This is a genomic window from Kocuria sp. KSNUG (assembly GCF_049532735.1).
Taxonomy (GTDB): domain Bacteria; phylum Actinomycetota; class Actinomycetes; order Actinomycetales; family Micrococcaceae; genus Kocuria; species Kocuria rhizophila.
In genome coordinates, this window is record NZ_CP150981.1 from 418069 (window position 1) to 436777 (window position 18709).

Annotated in this window: 11 protein-coding genes; 7 read left to right on the forward strand and 4 right to left on the reverse strand. The window is 70.4% G+C overall.

The window, feature by feature from the left end:
* Window positions 1-13 precede the first annotated feature (13 nt).
* The gene (locus tag AABM36_RS01890; RefSeq protein ID WP_059281672.1) at window positions 14-1390 is read right to left on the reverse strand and encodes an L-serine ammonia-lyase; all 1377 of its coding nucleotides are present in this window, start codon (window positions 1388-1390) and stop codon (window positions 14-16) included.
* A 480-nt stretch (window positions 1391-1870) separates the two neighbouring features.
* Here AABM36_RS01890 and AABM36_RS01895 point away from each other — a divergent pair, with 480 nt between their 5' ends.
* A complete protein-coding gene (locus tag AABM36_RS01895) occupies window positions 1871-3124 on the forward strand; it encodes a S8 family peptidase (protein WP_423447003.1) in 1254 nt (417 codons plus the stop codon).
* A 236-nt stretch (window positions 3125-3360) separates the two neighbouring features.
* On the opposite strand, the gene AABM36_RS01900 is transcribed toward AABM36_RS01895, so the two are convergent.
* Window positions 3361-5481: a glycoside hydrolase family 15 protein gene (locus tag AABM36_RS01900; protein ID WP_423447005.1), complete on the reverse strand. Its 2121-nt coding sequence runs from the start codon at window positions 5479-5481 to the stop codon at window positions 3361-3363.
* Window positions 5482-6951: 1470 nt separating this feature from the next.
* On the opposite strand from AABM36_RS01900, the gene AABM36_RS01905 reads away from it, so the two are divergent.
* Together AABM36_RS01905 and AABM36_RS01910 are read left to right on the forward strand one after the other, a co-directional pair.
* Window positions 6952-8370, forward strand: a complete 1419-nt coding sequence (locus AABM36_RS01905; protein WP_423447007.1) for a glucose-6-phosphate dehydrogenase — start codon at window positions 6952-6954, stop codon at window positions 8368-8370.
* A 190-nt stretch (window positions 8371-8560) separates the two neighbouring features.
* Window positions 8561-11521 (forward strand): hypothetical protein, encoded by a 2961-nt coding sequence (locus tag AABM36_RS01910; protein WP_423447009.1) that lies wholly within the window; start codon window positions 8561-8563, stop codon window positions 11519-11521.
* Between the two features lie 82 nt (window positions 11522-11603).
* Here the strand turns inward: AABM36_RS01910 and AABM36_RS01915 are convergent, their stop codons facing one another.
* Window positions 11604-12080: a nucleoside deaminase gene (locus tag AABM36_RS01915; protein WP_423447011.1), complete on the reverse strand. Its 477-nt coding sequence runs from the start codon at window positions 12078-12080 to the stop codon at window positions 11604-11606.
* 11 nt (window positions 12081-12091) lie between these two features.
* A complete protein-coding gene (locus tag AABM36_RS01920) occupies window positions 12092-13654 on the reverse strand; it encodes an AbgT family transporter (protein ID WP_423447013.1) in 1563 nt (520 codons plus the stop codon).
* A 250-nt stretch (window positions 13655-13904) separates the two neighbouring features.
* On the opposite strand from AABM36_RS01920, the gene AABM36_RS01925 reads away from it, so the two are divergent.
* Genes AABM36_RS01925 through nadC form a run of 4 tightly spaced genes read left to right on the forward strand, consistent with a single transcriptional unit; the run spans window position 13905 to window position 18627 of the window.
* The gene (locus tag AABM36_RS01925; RefSeq protein ID WP_423447015.1) at window positions 13905-14666 is read left to right on the forward strand and encodes an NUDIX hydrolase; all 762 of its coding nucleotides are present in this window, start codon (window positions 13905-13907) and stop codon (window positions 14664-14666) included.
* The gene (gene nadA / locus AABM36_RS01930) at window positions 14663-16006 is read left to right on the forward strand and encodes a quinolinate synthase NadA (RefSeq protein ID WP_423447017.1); all 1344 of its coding nucleotides are present in this window, start codon (window positions 14663-14665) and stop codon (window positions 16004-16006) included. The genes AABM36_RS01925 and nadA overlap by 4 nt, the downstream gene beginning before the upstream one ends.
* Window positions 15999-17735 carry an L-aspartate oxidase gene (locus tag AABM36_RS01935; RefSeq protein WP_423447019.1) on the forward strand — a complete coding sequence of 579 codons (1737 nt, stop codon included), beginning with the start codon at window positions 15999-16001 and terminating at the stop codon, window positions 17733-17735. Before nadA ends, AABM36_RS01935 begins: the two co-directional genes overlap by 8 nt.
* Entirely contained in the window at window positions 17713-18627 is a 915-nt protein-coding gene (gene nadC / locus AABM36_RS01940) for a carboxylating nicotinate-nucleotide diphosphorylase (protein WP_423447021.1), read from the forward strand. The genes AABM36_RS01935 and nadC overlap by 23 nt, the downstream gene beginning before the upstream one ends.
* Window positions 18628-18709: the final 82 nt, after the last annotated feature.

An 18709-nucleotide genomic window follows, 5' to 3' on the forward strand; every position in this document is an offset into this window, starting at 1 on the left:
CGGTGCCGCACGCTCAGCACTCGATGACGTTCACGGCCAGGCCGCCGCGGGAGGTCTCCTTGTACTTGATCTTCATGTCCGCGCCGGTCTCCCGCATGGTCTTGACCACCTGGTCCAGTGACACCTTGTGGATGCCGTCCCCCTGCATGGACAGCCGCGCGGAGTTGATGGCCTTCACGCTGGCGATCGCGTTGCGCTCGATGCACGGGATCTGCACCAGCCCGCCCACGGGGTCGCACGTGAGCCCCAGGTTGTGCTCGATGCCCATCTCCGCGGCGCACTCCACCTGGCGGACGCTACCGCCCAGCACGGCGCACAGCCCGGCCGCGGCCATGGAGCACGCGGAGCCCACCTCGCCCTGGCAGCCCACCTCGGCGCCGGAGATCGAGGCGTTCTCCTTGATCACGATCCCGATCGCCGCGGACGTGAGCAGGAAGTCCACGATCTTGTCGTCGCACGCGTCCTCCATGAAGCGCGTGTAGAAGTGCAGCACCGCGGGGATGATTCCGGCCGCACCGTTGGTGGGGGCGGTGACGATGCGCCCGCCGGACGCGTTCTCCTCGTTCACGGCGAGCGCGTACAGGTTCACCCAGTCCATGCCGTACAGGGGGTCGTTGCCGGGCTCCTTGGCCAGCAGCCGCTTGCGCATCTCCGGCGCACGACGCCGCACCTTCAGTCCCCCGGGGAGGGTCTTCTCCTCGCGGGTGCAGCCGTTCTCCACGCACTCCTGCATCACGGACCAGATGTGCAGCAGCTGCTCGCGGGTCTCTTCCGCGGGGCGCCACGAGAGCTCGTTGGCGGCCATCACCTGGGCGATGGACAGGTTCTCGGCCTCGCAGATGGCCAGCAGCTCGTCACCCGTGCTGAACGGGTACTTCACGGGGGTGGTGTCCTCCACGATCTTGTCCGCGCTGCTCTTGGAGTCGTCCACCACGAACCCGCCACCCACGGAGTAGTAGATGCTCTCGCGGATGACCTCGCCGGCGGCGTCGTACGCCGTGAAGCTCATGCCGTTGGGGTGGGTGGGCAGGGACTTGCGGCGGTGCATGATGACGTCCTGCGCGCGGTCGAACGCGATGGCGTGCGTGCCGTCCAGGCGCAGCTCGCCCTGCTCGCCCGCGAGCGCCACCTTCTCGTCCGCGAGATCGGTGTCCACGGTCTCCGGGTCCTCACCCATGAGCCCCAGGATCACGGCCTTGTCCGAGCCGTGGCCCCAGCCGGTGGCGCCCAGGGAGCCGAAGAGCTGGGAGTGGACGCGCGTCACGGAGTCCAGCAGGGCGTCGTCGGCAAGGCCCGCCACGAAGAGCCGGGCGGCCCGCATGGGGCCCACGGTGTGGGAGGACGAGGGTCCGATTCCCACCGAGAACAAATCCAGAACACTGAGTGCCACGTCCACATCTCCCCGCTGTCGGACTCCGCGGGCGGCGCGGATGGGCCACCGGGAGTCGTGTGATCGTGCGCCCCGGGAGGGTCCGCACGGAACGGATCCACGGTACGTGGGACACCTGGGGCGGGCAACCTCCCCGAGGGTGGTCCGGGACGAGCACGTTCCGGCGGGTGTGGCACCCGCCCAGGGATTCTCCGGTAATAGTAAAGGGCCCTATCTTTTCGGCCGCAGGGAATATCCCGACAGCCACCCTCAAACATTGGCCGTTCGGCCATTGTGTTTCCGATAACAATCGCATTACGGTGATAGGGCACTCGCTGACCCGCCTCTGACCTGCGGTGATGGTCGTCCCACGGTGGCAGGGAGCGCATTCTGTACCCGCTGGACCCGCGGCGCTGCGCCCCGGGGATCGGTGTGTCCTTATCAGCAGCGGCATTCCCGGATTAACACCGGATGTCCACGAACCTGATCGAAGGTCCTCCCATGCACAAGAAGAACGCGATTCTCGCCACCGCCGCCGCGGCCGCCGTGGCCCTCGGCACCGTGACCCCCGGCGTGGCCGCCCCGCCCGCAGCGACCACCGTGGACGCCACCAATCAGCAGGCCCAGGTCCTGGACGTGACCGGCGGCGAGTACGTGGTCATGCTGGAGCTGCCCACCATCGACTCCAAGATGCCCAAAGGCATGGCCGGCGCGGCGGGCAAGAACGCCGTGGCCAGCACCACCGAGAAGCAGGTGGACAAGTGGCAGTCCAAGGGCGTGAAGGTCAAGCAGGAGTTCAAGAGCATCGGCGGGTTCACCGCTGACCTGACCCCCGCCCAGGTCAAGGCCCTGGACGCCGATCCCGCCGTGGCCGTGGTGGAGAAGAACAAGACCGTCCGCGCCAGCGCCACGCAGTCCGGCGCCACGTGGGGCCTGGACCGCTCCGACCAGAAGGACCTGCCCCTCAACGGCACGTACTCCTACAACGCCACCGGCGCGGGCGTCACCGCCTTCATCATCGACACCGGCGTGCGCGCCTCCCACTCCGAGTTCCGGGGCCGCATCGACCCGGGTGTCACGGCCGTGGACGACGGCCGCGGCAGCAGCGACTGCAACGGCCACGGCACGCACGTGGCCGGCACCACCGCGGGCTCCCGGTACGGCGTGGCCAAGGGCGCGGACGTGGTCCCCGTGCGTGTGCTCGGCTGTGACGGCACGGGCTCCACCGCGGGCATCGTGGCCGGCATGGACTGGGTCTCCTCCAACGCGAACGGGCCCTCCGTGGCGAACATGAGCCTGGGCGGAGACGTCTCCGCGGCCATGGACAACGCGATCGCGCGGATGTCCCGCGCCGGGGTGGTTCCGCTCGTGGCTGCGGGCAACGACTACGCGAACGCCTGCTACTACTCCCCCGCGCGCGCCTCCTCCGCGATCACCGTGGGCTCCACGGACCGCCGGGACCGGCTCTCGGAGTTCTCCAACTGGGGCTCGTGCGTGGACATCCTGGCCCCGGGCACGGACATCACCTCGGCGTGGCCGTCCAGCGACTCGGGGACCAACACGATCTCCGGCACCTCCATGGCCACGCCCCACGTGGCCGGTGCCGCGGCCCTGTACCTGCAGCAGCACCCCAACGCGAGTGTCTCCGAGGTGGAGCGCGCACTCAAGAACACCGCGACCCCCCGCACCATCGACTACGTCAACGGCTCGCCCAACCTGATGCTGAACACCTCGGTACTCACCGGCAGCCGCTGATCCGCCCTCCCGCGGCACCCGGGCTCAGACCGCCGGGTGACCCGTGAGATCCTGCGGCGCGGCACGCGGGAGTTCGTCCCACGCCCCGCCGTGCCCACGGATAAGGCCCACCCCGCTCGGGGTGGGCCTTCTCCACGCTCGGGGTTCTCTCGCGGCGGCGCCCCGCGCTCTCCGTGCCACCGCCCGGTGCGCTGGCCACTCGCCGGACGACGACGCCGCGGTACCCGGTTCCTGCCTCAGCCCGCCGCGCGGAGGGCCTGCTCCAGGGCATCCGCGGCGCGGATCAGACCCAGGTGGCTGAACGCCTGGGGGAAGTTGCCCGCGAGACGGTGCTGGTCGACGTCGTACTCCTCGGAGAGCAGCCCGAGGTCCGAGGCGAAGCCTGCGGTGGTGCGCATGAGCTCCCGCGCGTCCTCCAGGCGGCCCGAGCGCGCGTACTGCTCCACGAGCCAGAAGGTGCAGATCACGAACGGGTACTCGTGGCCGGAGAGCCCGTCCATGGACTCCCCGCCACTGGTGGTGCGGTAGCGGCGCAGCTGGCCGTGCTCGTCCTGCAGGTCCTGCTCGATCCGCGCCACGGTGCGCAGCATGGCGGGGTGGTCGGGCTCGATGAACCCGGTCTGCGGCAGTTGCAGCAGGGAGGCGTCCACCTCGCGGTTGGCGTAGGTCTGGGTGAAGATCCCCAGCTCCTCGTCGTAGCCCTTCTCCCAGATCTCCCGGTGCAGCTCGTCCCGCAGCCGGGTCCAGCGCTCCACGTCCCCGGTGAGTCCGTGCTCCTTCACCGCCCGCAGGCCCTCGTTGAACGCCGCCCACATCATCACGCGCCCGTGCGTGAAGAAGTGGGGCTCGCCGCGCATCTCCCAGATCCCGTTGTCGGGAGTGTCCATGCGCAGCTCGCAGAAGGACAGGAGGTTGCACTGCAGGCCCCACGAGTAGTCGTTCTCCTCCTGCCCGGCGTCCCGCAGGGTGGCCAGCGCCATCATCACCTCACCGGCCACGTCCGCCTGGTACTGCCCCTCAGCGCCGTTGCCGATCCGCACCGGGCGGGAGTCCTCGTAGCCTCCCAGGTGGTCCAGCTCGCGCTCGGTGAGGTTGCGGCGGCCGTCCACCCCGTAGAGGATCTGCAGCTGGTCCGGGTTGCCGGCCACGGCGCGCAGCAGCCAGTCCCGCCACAGCAGCGCACCGTGCTCGTGACCGCGCTGCACAAGGGCGCTGATGGTCAGCGCGGCGTCCCGCAGCCACGTGTAGCGGTAGTCCCAGTTGCGGGAGCCCCCGAACTCCTCGGGCAGCCCCGCCGTGGGAGCCGCCACGATCCCGCCGGTCTCCGAGTGGGTCAGGGCGCGCAGCACCAACAGGGAGCGCTTGACGATCTCGTGGTACTCGCCGTCGCAGTCCACCGCGGAGGCCCAGTCCTCCCAGAACTCGTGCGTGACCTGCTGCGCGCGCTCCGGGTCCGCGGGGACCAGCAGCTCGCGGTAGGACTCGCTCCAGGTGAGCACCCAGTCCAGCTGCTCCCCGGCCTCCAGGCGGAAGGTGCCGCGGTGGCCGCGACGCAGCCCCTCGAGAACGCGGATGTCCGCGCCGGGGCCGTGGGCGGCGTCGTGGTCCACGGCCACGTCCTGGCCGTCCCGGCCCAGCTGGTAGGGCTCCAGCGCGGGCCCGGTCAGCAGCAGCGCGTCCGGACCGGCCACCGCGAGCAGTCCCTGCCCGGAGCAGTCCTCCGTGCGGGCCTGGTGGGCAGCGTCGCGGACCCGCTCCCGGAAGTGGCGGTACCACCGCGGGGCACGCCCGGCGCTGACGTGCTCACCATCCGCGCCCTCACCCTCGTGGCCCTCGGAGCCGGCTTCCTCCCCCGGAGCGCGCTGGTGGCGCTGATCCGGTGAGTGCGACGCACCCACGGGATTCGGGCCGGTGGGTGTGTGACCCGCGGACTCTCCCGGGGCGGCCTCGGGGGACAGGTCCACGTGGCGGACCCACGGGGTGATCTTCCCGTAGTCGAAGCGGAAGCGGAGATCGTGTGCCACCTCCACCGTGCCCTCCAGGCACTTCACGCGGCGCACCAGGTCCGCGTGGTCGTCACTGGGCGGGAGGAAATCGGTCACGAGCACCCGGCCCGTGGGGGTCTTCCACTCCGTCTCCAGGATGAACGTGTTGGGCACGTAGCGGCGGGAGACCACTTCACCGTCCACGGCGCTGAGCTTCCAGCGCCCGTTGTCCTCATCCCCGAGCAGTGCGCAGAACACGGCGGGCGAGTCGAATCGCGGGAAGCACAGCCAGTCGATGCTGCCCTCCCGGGAGACCAGCGGTCCCGTGTGCAGATCGGCCAGCAGGGCGTAGTCCTCGAGGGGGGTATTCATGGGCAATATTGAAGCACCGGAGCCTGAAGAGGATCACAACGCCAGCACCACACCCCCTGTGCGGTCGACCAGCCTGACCGGTCAGCGCTCCAAGGAGCATCCCGGTCAACCTGCCCGAAGAGCCTCGGACAATTCGTTCTCTTCCCCTTCGCAGAAAGTTCACGCGGGACACCTGACACGTGGCCATGTTCCCAACTCCCCCGAACCGGCCGCGAAATCACCTCAAGGGCACGGCCGCACGGAGGCTGCGCAGACGATGGAGGGACCGGAACGGGGGAGCGAAAGCAGGGAACTGCTTGCCCGATTGGACCCGGACGCGTTTGCGCTACTTGTGACTTTCCGAAGTCGCCCGAATTCCATCTGAAACTGTGGCGCCTGGGTTTTCCCTCCTGTACTCCTTTACCGCCTTGGGGTCCGGCCTCGACCCGGCCGGAGGAACTTCCCCGAGGCCCGAGGACGTGAATCCCCATATCAGCACCCCCAGGCCACCAATCAGCAGGGCCATGGTGCTGTCATGCTAGACGAAGAACGCGACGCCCGAAAGGACAAGGAGGAACCATATCAGTGTCGGAACTGCAAACTTTTTTATTTTTCAACTTTCGAGACTTAGTCGCGTCGCGCCCTGAAGGCGATCAAAGCAACAACCATGGAGGTGCAGGGATTCCGCGCTTCTGCCTCCATTCAGATGACTTTTCTGCTTCTGAGGGGGAGCGATGCTACCACCCATTCATGGTCTGAGCAACGAACTCACATGCCGAAATGCAATATCGAACTGTTCCAGACATTTCAAGCCCCCACCGACTATTTTTTGCGCCACAGGCCGTCGTTGCCCGAGGCATCCCGCGCTCGAGCAAGATTCCCGGACTCCCGAGACCCCCGTGATCCACGCAGCAGTCGTCCCGACACACACCCGCGTGAAGCACCGTATTACCGGGCATCACAGGTCGAGATCTGGCACAGGCGTCAAAAAGGTTCCTCTGGCACGAATCGGCCAATTTCTACACTCACCCCCTCGTTCGGATTGCATCCCGCCAATCGTAGGAGATCAGTTTTACGGGGAGCTGAGAACTCCCCCTCTGGTTCTTGGTCCACTTCGACAAAGATTTCGATTTTTCGCCCCTCAGACCGCTCCTCTGCCCACGCGATCACCTCATGGACATCTCGGGCGTCCGCCAGGGCATAGGCGTCAAGGGGCCACCCGAATCCAGGTGGCGGTTGCGACCAGAAATTCACTCGGTAGACAGGGCTGTCTGTGACCTGCTGAGGTTCCGCATGAACCGTCGCTATTTCTCTCATGAAAACAGCTTACGGCGAATTCTCCAGTCCTGGAGCAATTCGAGATACTTCGGTTGTGCATTCCCGCTTGGTCTCCCTCCCGCCCTGCCCCGGTACGGACTCCAGAGGTCCCACCTTGCCGCACCAGTAGTCCTGGATGAGGGCGGGCCCAGCCCGACCCCCTACCCTGGCCCCATGGACAACATCAGGACCCTTGTGATTCTCGGTGCCTCCGGCGATCTCGCCGCGCGCCTTCTGCTGCCGGGGCTGGGCTCGTTGCTCGAGCTGCAGCCCGACCGGGACATCACGGTGGTGGGTTCCGCCCCGGGCGAGTTCCCCGGCCCCCTCGGCCCGGACGACGACGTCCGCGCGGAGACCTGGGAGGAGACCGTGGCCAAGGCCTTCGACTCCGTGGGGGCCACGGGACCCGCTGTCGAGCGGGCCCGTGAGAACACGCGGTGGATCTCGTGCGACGTCACCGAGGCGGGGGACCTCGAGAAGCTGCTGGGCGACGTCGACGGGCCGGTCTGCCTGTACTTCGCGCTGGCGCCGGCCATCACCAAGAAGGCCTGCGCAGCCCTGGCCGAGCTGGAGTCGCTGCCCGAGGACCTGTACCTGGCCCTGGAGAAGCCCGTGGGCACGGACCTGGCCTCCGCGCGCGCACTCAATGCCCAGGTGGCGCAGCTGGTGGACGAGGACCACACGTTCCGCGTGGATCACTTCCTGGGCATGCCCGGCGTCCTGGACATCGTGGGACTGCGCTTCGCCAACCGGATGTTCGAGCCCATCTGGGACCGGCGGCACATCGCCTCCATCGAGATCGTCTTTGACGAGACCCTGGCCCTGGAGGGCCGCGGCGCGTTCTACGACTCCACGGGTGCGGCCCGGGACATGCTGCAGTCCCACCTGCTGCAGGTCATGGCGCTGACCATGATGGACCCGCCCTCCCGCTTCGACGCCGTGGAGGTCCCCGCGAACACCGCGCACATTCTGCGGGCCACCCGGCTGTGGGACGAGGAGTCCGCGATGCACGCCGCCGAGCACCCCGGCATCACCCCCGTGGTGCGCGGACGCTACACCGCCGGAACCGTGGGCGGGCACGAGGTCCCGGACTACGCACGGGAGAAGGACGTGGATCCGGAGCGAGAGACCGAGACCTTCGTGCAGGTGACCCTGGAGGTGGACACCTGGCGCTGGAACGGGGTGCCCGTGACACTGCGCTCCGGCAAGGCGATCGGCGACCCGGCCCAGCACATCCGCGTGACCTTCCGCCGTCCGCCGCACGAGTACAAGGGCTGGCCGCACCCCACTGCACCCAACGCACTCAGCGTGGGCTTCGAGGAGGAGCACGTGCAGCTGGAGACCAACGTGGGCAGCCCCTTCGACTCCCGCGGGATGAACCGGCTCACGCTCTCCAGCAGTGTCCCGGAGCCGGGACTCACCGCGTACGGCTCCGTGATGCGCTGGATCCTGGACGGGGACCCCACCTTCACCGTGCGCGCGGACGCCACCGAGGAGGGCTGGCGGATCATCGATCTCATCCAGCACGCCTACGACACGTGCGCACCCCTGCAGGAGTACCCGGCAGGATCTGCCGGGCCGCAGGCCATCTGAGTTCGCGCTCCGCCGCCGCCCCACCGGGGGTGGCGCACACGCGGGCGCTGGAGCACTTTTTCGTGACTTATTCATAAACATGTCCCCCCGTCGGTAGGTCGCACCCTCGCGGGGCCCCGATGTCTGTTATTCAGGAATTGCCCAGGATCACGTGCTGGGCACCGGCTGCAGACACCAGGGAGAGATGACCATGCCTTCATCGGCGCACGATCCGGCGGGCGAGGCCCGGGAACCGGACCCGAACACCACCGGGGGTGTTCCCGCCGCTGAGGGCACGGGACACCACCGGGACGAGACCACCCCCGCCGCGGGCGACACGGAGCAGACCCGGGCCATGCCGCCCGTCCAGGGCACCAAGGGCACGGACGAGGCCCACCAGAGCAACGGTGCCGCCGCGAACGGCACCGCGGGAGCGCCGTCGAACGCGCCTGCCGCGAGCGCCGGGGCACCCGCCGCCGGCACCGCCACCACCGCGACCGCCGGTCAGACCGGCGCCCCCGCCTACACACCCCCCGCCGCGCTGGCGAGCATGACCTCCCGGCACTGGTGGACGCCTCTCGTGGCGGGCGTGGCCGGCTACCTGGGAACCGTGGCGGGCACCGTGATCGCCCTGCTGCTGACCCTGCTGGGTGCGGCCATCTCGGACGACTCCGGCACCAGCCTGAGTGAGCAGCTCAATGACCAGGTGGACGACATCACCGGCGTGGAGCCGGACTCCTCCGCGTGGAGCTGGATCGTCGCCGCTCCCTTCCAGCTGGCCGCGATGGCGGCCCTGGTCCCCCTGCGCCTGATCATCAGCGCGGACGGTGAGAGCGGTTCCGCGGGCATCACGATCCCGCAGTACTTCGCCCTCGCGTGCGGCATCGCCGCGGCGTGGTTCACCGCCCGCAAGCTCACCTCCCACCTGCGGGTGGAGACCCGCGCGGTGCAGTGGCTCATGGCCGCTCTCGCCGGTGTCAGCTGGGGTGTCATGGCGCTGATCTTCACCGCGCTCACCGCGCTGCAGTCGGACACCACCTTCTACTCCACGGATCTGCGGGTGCGCATCACGGCCATGGGCGGCCTGCTGTTCCCCGTCCTGTTCGTGGTGGGGCTCCTGAGCGTGGCTGCCGCCCTGAGCGTGCGCTCCACCCAGACCTCCCCCGGCCGGGTGGTGATCGGCGCGGAGCGCACCGCTCCCGGGCTGCTGCAGGTGCTGCGGCCCATGGTCGTGCAGTTCGTCGTGTTCGGCGCGATCACCGGGCTGCTGCTGGTGATCGGGGCGTTCGTCAAGGGCGGCGCGGTGGCGGGCTTCTCCGCCTTGTTCTGGCTGCCCCTGGCCGTGGGCTGGCTGTTCGTCATGGGCCTGCTGTCGGCCCTGTTCGTGGGCGGCGAGGCGGCCACCCTGGGCGACCTCACGGGACGTGCCCAGGCGGTCTACCTGTGGACCGACGGCGCCACCCCCGCGTGGGCCGTGGTGCTGATCATCGTCCTGGCCGTACTGTCCGTGGTCTGCGCGGCCCTCGTCTGGGCGCACGTGCGCCCCGTGGACCAGCGGGTGGCCCGCAATCCCGTGGCCTGGGGCGTCCTGCCCCTGGCCTACTTCCTGCTGGGCCTGCTGCTCATGTGGCTGCTGCGCGTGGCCGGCTACGCCTTCGAGGACGTCAGCAGCCCCGCCTCGGGAGCCTTCAGCGTGCGCCCGGCCGGCTGGACCTGCCTGGTGTTCCTGCTGTGGGGCGTGGTCATCGAGCTGCTCGCGCGCTTCGTGGCCCCCGCGTTCATGCACTCCCTGCCCGCCCCGGTGACCCGCTGGCTGCGCGGCTCGGAACGCTCCCGGGGACGCGCCGCGGTGGTGGCCTCCGCCGCCGCCATGGGTGGCGCGGCCGTCGCGCACCACGGCACGGCGAACGCCGCGGCACCGCAGGGCGCCGCGGCGCCCGGTACCCCCGCACCCGCTGCCCCCGCGCAGGAAACCGCCGCGGCGGCGTCGTCCCCGCAGTACCCCGCGGAGCCCGCCGTGACCGCGCAGCGTGACCACACGGCCCCCGTTCCCGGGGAGCAGACCCAGGAGCTGCCCCGGTACGACGACGCCGCGGCCGCCGCCTACACGCGCCCGCCGCGTGAGCCCATGGATCCCGCCAAGAAGAAGCGGATCCGGCTGATCGCGATCATCGTGGGCGCCGTGCTGCTGCTGGCCGTGGTGGCCGCCGTGGTGTTCTCCGTGCTGGGCCGCACCGTGTTCGGCCCGGACAAGCAGGCCGAGCAGCTGCTGCAGTCCGCGACGAACGGGAAGGCCACCGCCGTGACGGAGGCGGCCAACCCGAACGTGAGCACCAGCGAGCGTGCTCTGCTCACGGACGAGGTCTACGGCGCCGCCGAGAACCGGATCTCGTCCTACGAGATCAAGGACACCCGGATCGACGGGGACCACGCCACCGTGAGCGCCACCGTGACCCAGGACGGCGTGACCACCCCCGTGGACGTGCCCATGGTCAGCGACTCCCGCAACGGACTGTTCAAGTCCTGGCGCGTGGACGAGAGCGCGGGCGTCCCGCTGTACCAGAGCTTCAGCGTGGAGGTCCCCGCGGGCGTCAGCGAGCTCACCGTCAACGGCCAGAAGGTCGCGGTGGACGAGCAGGGCGAGGCCCACAGCACGCAGTTCACGGTGCTGCCCGGTGACTACGCCGTGGCCGTGTCCTCCACGAGCAAGTACGTGACCTACGGCGGCGAGCAGGTGGCCGAGATCCGCGCCGGATCCGCGCCCCTGTCCTCCGGCATGGCGTTCCAGCAGTCCTTCACCCCCGCGCTCGAGCAGGACGTCACCAAGCAGCTCAACGCGCAGCTGGACAAGTGCGCCAAGACCGCCGAGTTCGAGCCCGAGGGCTGCCCCTTCGAGTACTCGATCTACGGGGACGAGGAGGACTACCGCAACCCCGTGTGGAGCATCGAGAAGTACCCCACGTACTCGGTGTCCCGCTCCCCGTTCGACAGCGGCGAGATCGCCTTCACCACCACCAAGTCCGGTGAGGCGCGTCTGGACTACCAGCACAACGACGAGTACGACGACGACGAGCCCGCCGACTGGTCCGACGAGGACACCACCACGAGCATCTCCACCTCCGGCACCGTGGTGGTGTCCGGGGACAAGCTCACCGTGAAGACCGGCGACTGAGGTCCCACGGTCCCGCCCCGGCGGGAGGAGTCGACGGCGCCCCCGTCCGCATCGCGCGGGCGGGGGCGCCGTCGTCATTGGATCAGGAGACCCAGAAGCCCGCGTGGGGCACCGCGGCCTCGTCCTCGAGGATGGGGCCCACCACCGTGGTGCCACGGCTGCCGGCGGCGAACACGAGACGGCACGGGTGGTCGAGGGTGGGGTTCTCGGGGTGGTTGCCCGTGAGGGCGAGCAGGCCCGTCTCCGCGAGCCCGAAGACCACCGTGCCGATCCCGGCCCAGTAGATGGCGCCCGAGCACATCGCGCACGGCTCGCACGAGGTGACCAGCGTGTACCCCGGCAGCTGGTCGGCGGGGATCTCACGCCACGCCTTGCGCACCAGGTTGGTCTCCGCGTGGTGCGTGACGTCCCTGCCTGTCACCACGGTGTTCTCCGCCTCGAGGGCGATGCTCCCGTCCGGTGCCACGAGCACCGCACCAAAGGGGTGGTTGCCGTGCTCGCGGGCGTCCTGGGACACCTGGATGGCGCGGCGCAGGTGGTCGTCGTGCTGTGACGTCATGACGTCCTCTCCTAGAGATCCTGGGGGCCGAGGGGCAGACCCAGCAGGTACCAGGCCACGAACAGCAGGAACCAGCCGATCAGCATGGCGATCGACACCGGCAGCACCAGGGAGATCAGGGTGCCCACACCGGCCTCCTTCTGGTAGCGGCGCAGGTAGCCGAGCACCAGGGCGAAGTACGGGCTCACGGGGCTGATCACGTTGGTGGGTGAGTCGCCGATGCGGAACAGCGCCTGGGTCATCTCCGGGGACACGTTCAGCAGCATGAGCATGGGCACCATCACCGGGGCCAGCAGGGTCCACTGGGCGGAGCCGGAGGTGATGAGCAGGTTCATCACGGCCACGATCACCACGATGCCCGCGAACGTGAACACGGGGCTGAGGCCCAGCGAGCCGATGAAGTCCGCGCCGTACACGGCCAGCACGGGCCCGATCCCGGACCACTGGAAGTACGCGGTGAACTGCGCGGCCGCGAAGAACAGCACGAGCACGGGGGTGACGCCGGCCAGGCCCTTGGCCATGGCCTCGGGGACCTCGCGGGCGGTGGTCATGGTCCCGGCGGCCCGGCCGTAGACCCAGCCCACCACCGCGAACATGATCGCGATGACGATGCCCACGTTGAGCAGCAGCGGGGACATCAGGATGGAGCCGTCCTCCGCGCGCAGCGGCGAGCCGGGGATCAGCAGCAGCGCCAGGTAGATGGCCAGCATGATCACGAACGCGATCCCCGCGTTGCGCAGCCCGCGCTTCTCACGGGGCTTCAGGCGCATGTCGTTGAAGTCGCCCATGTCCTGCTGCTTGGTGTCCGTGTCCTCGGCGAGCGCCTCACCGCGCTTGGACAGCACCGTCTCCGTGACGAGCGTGATGATGCCCGCGAGCACGAAGGAGGAGACGAACGTGAAGAAGTAGTTGGACACCGGGGTCACGATCACGGAGTCGTCGATCAGTCCCGCAGCGGCGGTGGTGATGCCACCCAGCAGGGCGTCCGACGCCGTGGGCAGCAGGGACGCGTTGAAGCCCGCCGCCACGGACGTGAACGCCACGATCAGCCCCACCACGGGCGAGCGCCCGGCGGCCTTGAAGGCGAGCGCACCCAGGGGGATGAGCACCACGTACATGGCGTCCGAGGCGATGGACCCGGTGATGCCGGTCAGTGCCAGCACGAAGGTCAGCCATTTGGGGCCCACGCGCGCCACGGACCCGCGCAGCGCCGCGGAGATCATCCCGGACTGCTCCGCCACGGCCACACCGAGCAGGACCACGATCACCAGGCCCAGCGGCGGGAACTCCACGAAGTTGGTGACGGCCTCGGAGACCATCTTGCGCAGCCCCTCCGGGGACAGCAGGTTGGTCACCGCCACGGTCTCCCCCGTGGCCGGGTTGACCGCGCTGAGCCCCACGGCGGACAGGATCCAGCTGAGCAGCAGGACGATGCCCGCCAGCAGGAGGAACAGCCAGAAGGGATCGGGGAGCTTGTTGCCCAGCCACTCGATCCAGTTCAGGACCCGGAGCAGGCCGCCGGTTCCCTTGCTGCCCGCGCCCTTCGGGCGGGCGCTGGGTGCGGTTGAGGACATTGCGGATTCCGTTCTGACGGCGGACGTGTGATCTGCCTAACGTACGCAACGCCCGGCCCGTCGTGCGTGAGGACACGAACGTGCGGGTAATGTGGCGCCGCTCCACCGGTCGCCGCACGCCACGACCCGCCCGCTCGCACCCCCCGGACGTCACATCCTCGAACTAAGAGTCACGGTGACTTTCAGGCGTTAGAGTCACCATGACATCAACCGGGCGCCAGCTCGGTCCACATGGCGAAGGGCGGTGGTCGTGGGCACCCCGTGCACGAGCATCGCCGTGTCCACCGTGATCTTCACGGTGCGCCCCACGGGGCCGGGCGGGCGCCACGAGCTCTGGCTGCCCCTGGTGCGCCGGATCCGCGAGCCGTACCACCACCGGTGGGCGCTGCCCGGCGGGCCCCTGGACGAGGACCAGGCGCTGGATGATGCCGCGGCCGCCTGCCTCCGGCTCACCACGGGTCTCGACGCCGCCCACCTGGAGCAGCTCGCCACGTTCGGCGGCCTCACCCGCTCGCAGGGCGCCGACGAGCGCATGGTCACCGTGGTCTACTGGGCCGCACTGTCCCCGCGGGAGGCCGCCGCACGCGAGGACGACCTCAACGTCGCGTGGCTGCGCGCCACCGATCTGCCGCCCCTGGCCTTCGACCACTCGCTGATCGTTGCCCACGCGCTGGACCGGCTGCGCGACCGGATCGCGGACCCCACCGTGGCCCGCTCCTTCCTTCCCGCCTCTTTCACGATCGCCCAGCTGCGCGAGGTGCACGAGGCCATCCTGGGCCGCGCCGTGGACGCCCCCAACTTCCGCCGCCACGCACTGCGCTCGGGGCGGCTGCAGGACACCGGCGAGCGCGTGGCCGGAACCCCGCACCGGCCTCCGGCGCTGTACCGCTTCACGGCGGACGGCGCCCCGGACTTCACCCGGCCCGGTCCGCACCCCGCGGAGCGTCCCGGCCCACCGGATCCCTCGACCCCACCGACACACGAGAGCCCTTCGAGCCAGGAGACACCATGACCTCCGTCGCCACCCGCCTCACCCTGCTGTCCTCCCGCCCCGGGGACGATGACGCCGCCGCGCAGCCCGGTGCGACCGGCGGCTCGTGCAGCGCCGCCCTCGCGGAGCAGCCGTGGGACTTCCCGACCCCGCTCACCGAGGGCTACGGCCCCGGTGCGTCCCAGCACGACGTCGTTCCCCCGGGTTCCCCCGCGCAGCCCACCATTCCGCAGCGGTACCGGGACGCGAGTCCCGAGGAGCTGGACGCCATGATCCGCGCGGCCAAGCAGACCCTGGGGGACCGCGTGGTGGTGATGGGCCACTTCTACCAGCGGGACGAGATCGTGGCGCACGCTGACTTCATCGGGGACTCGTTCCAGCTCGCGCAGCAGGCCAAGGCGCACCCGGAGGCGGAGGCGATCGTGTTCTGCGGCGTGCACTTCATGGCCGAGACCGCGGACATCCTCTCCACGGAGCAGCAGTCCGTGATCCTGCCCAACCCCGCCGCGGGCTGCTCCATGGCGGACATGGCGGGCGAGGACTCCGTGGAGGAGTGCTGGGCGGAGCTCGTGGACGTCCTGGGCCCCCACGCCACGGACGAGCACGGCGCCGTGCGCACGGACGAGCGCGGCGAGCCGCTGGCCTCGGTGGTCCCCGTGACCTACATGAACTCCTCCGCCGCCCTCAAGGCGTTCTGCGGGCGCCACGGGGGCATCGTGTGCACGTCCTCGAATGCCGCCACCGTGCTGGAGTGGGCGTTCGCCCGCGGGCAGCGGGTGCTGTTCTTCCCGGACCAGCACCTGGGCCGCAACACCGCCAAGGCGATGGGGGTGCCGCTCGAGCAGATGCCCCTGTGGAACCCGAACAGGCCACTGGGCGGCAACTCCCCCGCGGCCCTGGAGGATGCGCGCGTGATCCTGTGGCACGGCTTCTGCTCCGTGCACCGCCGCTTCACCGTGGCGCAGATCGAGCAGGCCCGCGCCGAGCACCCCGGGTGCACCGTGGTGGTCCACCCCGAGTGCCCCATGGAGGTGGTGGACGCCGCGGACTCCGCCGGCTCCACGGACCACATCCGCAAGGCCGTGGCCGCGGCGGAACCGGGGCAGACCTTCGCGATCGGCACCGAGATCAACATGGTCAACCGCCTGGCCGCGGAGCACCCCGAGCACACCATCTTCTGCCTGGACCCGGTGATCTGCCCGTGCTCCACGATGTACCGCATCCACCCCGGGTACCTCGCGTGGGTCCTGGAGGAGCTCGTGGCGGGGCGCGTGGTCAACCAGGTCAGCGTGGCACCCGAGGTCGCGGCCGAGGCGTCGGTGGCCCTGGAGCGCATGCTCGCCGCGGTGCCGCGTGCGTGAGGCGCGGGGCCGCCCGGACGACGACGCCGCTCCGCGCGTTCTCGTCGTGGGCTCCGGTGCCGCCGGACTCACCGCCGCGCTGCGGGCGGCCTCGTGCGGTGCCCGGGTCACCGTCCTGACCAAGTCAACCCTCGGCCACACCGCCACGGACCGCGCGCAGGGCGGAATTGCCGCCATGACCCGCGACCTCCCGGGTGGCCAGGCCCTCGACACCCCTGAGCTGCACGCACGGGACACCCAGGCCGCAGGAGCGGGGCTGTGCGATGCGGAGGTGGTGCGCGGCGTCGTCGCCGACTCCCCGGACGCGGTCACGCTCCTCACCCGGCGAGGCGTGGCCTTCGACCGCGTGGCAGGACCAGACTCCCGGTGGGTCCAGGGGCTCGAGGGGGCGCACAGTGTGCCGCGGATCCTGCACGCCGGGGGTGATGCCACCGGGAGGGTGATCCAGGAGGCCCTCACCGCACGGGCGCAAGAGGCTGGCGCGTCGGGGGACATGTGTGTGCAGGCATACACACTGGTCACCGGAATTCTGCAGCGGCGCGGAGCGCTGTCCGGCGTGACCGCGCGCTCCGTGGATCCCGCGGGTCGACTGGGTCCCGAGCACGTCCTGGCCGCCGATCACGTGGTGCTCGCCACAGGCGGCGCGGGCCACCTCTACCCGTTCACCACCAATCCCGAGGTCGCCACGGGGGACGGCATCGCGCTGGCCCTGCGCGCGGGGGCCGCGGTGCGTGATCTGGAGTTCCTGCAGTTCCACCCCACCGCGCTGGCCGCCCCGGGGTCGTTCCTGGTCTCCGAGGCCGTGCGCGGCGAGGGCGCGGTGCTGCGCAACCACCGGGGCGAGCGCTTCATGCTCGAGGTGGATCCCCGGGCGGAACTCGCGCCGCGGGACGTCGTGGCCCGGGAGATTGCCGCCGAACGCGCGTCCGCACCCAACGCGCACGTGGTGCTGGACTGCACCGCGCTGCCCGTGTCGAACGGCCTGACCCGGGCCGAGCACCTAGCCCGGCGCTTCCCCACGATCGACCGTGCCCTGCGGGAACGCGGGATCGACTGGTCCCGGGAACCGGTTCCGGTGAGCCCGGCCGCGCACTACCTCATGGGCGGGATCGCCACCGACGCCGCCGGGCGCACCGCGGTCCCCGGGCTGTGGGCCGTGGGCGAGTGCGCGGCCACGGGACTGCACGGCGCCAACCGGCTGGCGTCCAACTCGCTGCTGGAGGCCGTGGTGTTCGGGGACCGGGTGGGCCGACTCGTGGCCAGCGCACGAGCCGATCCCACGGCCTGGTCAGGACCCGCTCTCCACCCCGCCCGGGAGGGCGACGACGCCCCGTCCCCGGGCCCGCACGTATATGCATACGCATCTTCTAGAGCGGCGTCCGCCCCGCTCCCCAGCGCCGCCCCACGTCCGGGCGAACGGATCCCGTTCACCCGTGCGGCCCTCCAGGCCGTGATGTGGCAGGGTGCCGGAGTGGTTCGCACCGAGGAGGGACTCGCGCAGACGGAACGGGTGCTGGACGGGTGGCTCGCGGCGTCGTCGTCCGCGGGGCGCCGAGCGGGCGCGGGCACACTTGCCGAGCACGAGGATCGGAACCTGCTGACCGTGGCGCGCGAGCTCGTCCGGTCGGCGCGGCGGCGAACCGAGTCCCGCGGAGCGCACCACCGCGCCGACGATCCGACGTCCACCAGCAACGAAAGGACAGCACATGCTGCATCGACCAGCCGTTGAGGCCGTGATCCGCGCGGGACTCGCCGAGGACGCCCCGTGGGGTGACCTCACCTCCGAGCTCGCGCTCCCCGGGGACGCGCACGCCACCGCCACGGTGACCTCCCGGGAGAGCGGAGTGTTCGCGGGCGCGGAGGTGATCCGGGTGGGCTTCACCCTGCTCGACCCCTCGGTGGAGGTGGAGCTCCACGTTGCGGACGGGGACTCCCTCGATCCCGGCACCGCAGTGGCCACCGTGACCGGACCGGCCCGGGCCATCCTGACCGCCGAGCGCACGGTGCTGAACCTGGTGCAGCGGATGTCCGGGATCGCCACGACCACCGCGCGCTACGTCGCCGCCGTGGAGGAGACCGTGGCCGAGGTGGAGCGCGCGAACAAGCTGCCCACCGGAACCATCACCCGCACCCGCGTGTGCGACACCCGCAAGACCACGCCGGGCCTGCGGGCACTCGAGAAGCACGCCGTGACGTGCGGCGGCGGGCACAACCACCGCTTCGGGCTCTCGGACGCGGTGATGCTCAAGGACAACCACCTGGCCGTCCTCACCGCCGGGGGCGCGTCCCTGCCCCGCGCCCTGCGCGAACTGCGCCGGAAGATGCCACACACGGCATGCTTGGTGGTGGAGGTGGACCGGCTGGACCAGATCGAGGACGTCCTGGCCGGCGGCGCGGACGTGGTGCTGCTGGACAACTTCGCCCCCGCAGACCTCGTCAGCGGGGTGGCCATGATCGACGGCCGCGCCGCGGTGGAGGCCTCCGGCGGGATCACCCTGGAGACCATCGGCCGGGTGGCCGCCACGGGCGTGGACGTGATCTCCGTGGGGGCGCTGACCCACTCGGTGCGTGCCCTGGACCTGGGCCTGGACATCGCCGTGGACCCGCGGCCCAGCACCTGAGCCGCGCCCGGCCCCGAATGCCCGACACCTGACGCCCCGCGTCCCGCGGGGCCGCCGCACCTGGTCTGCGCACGAGCACGGT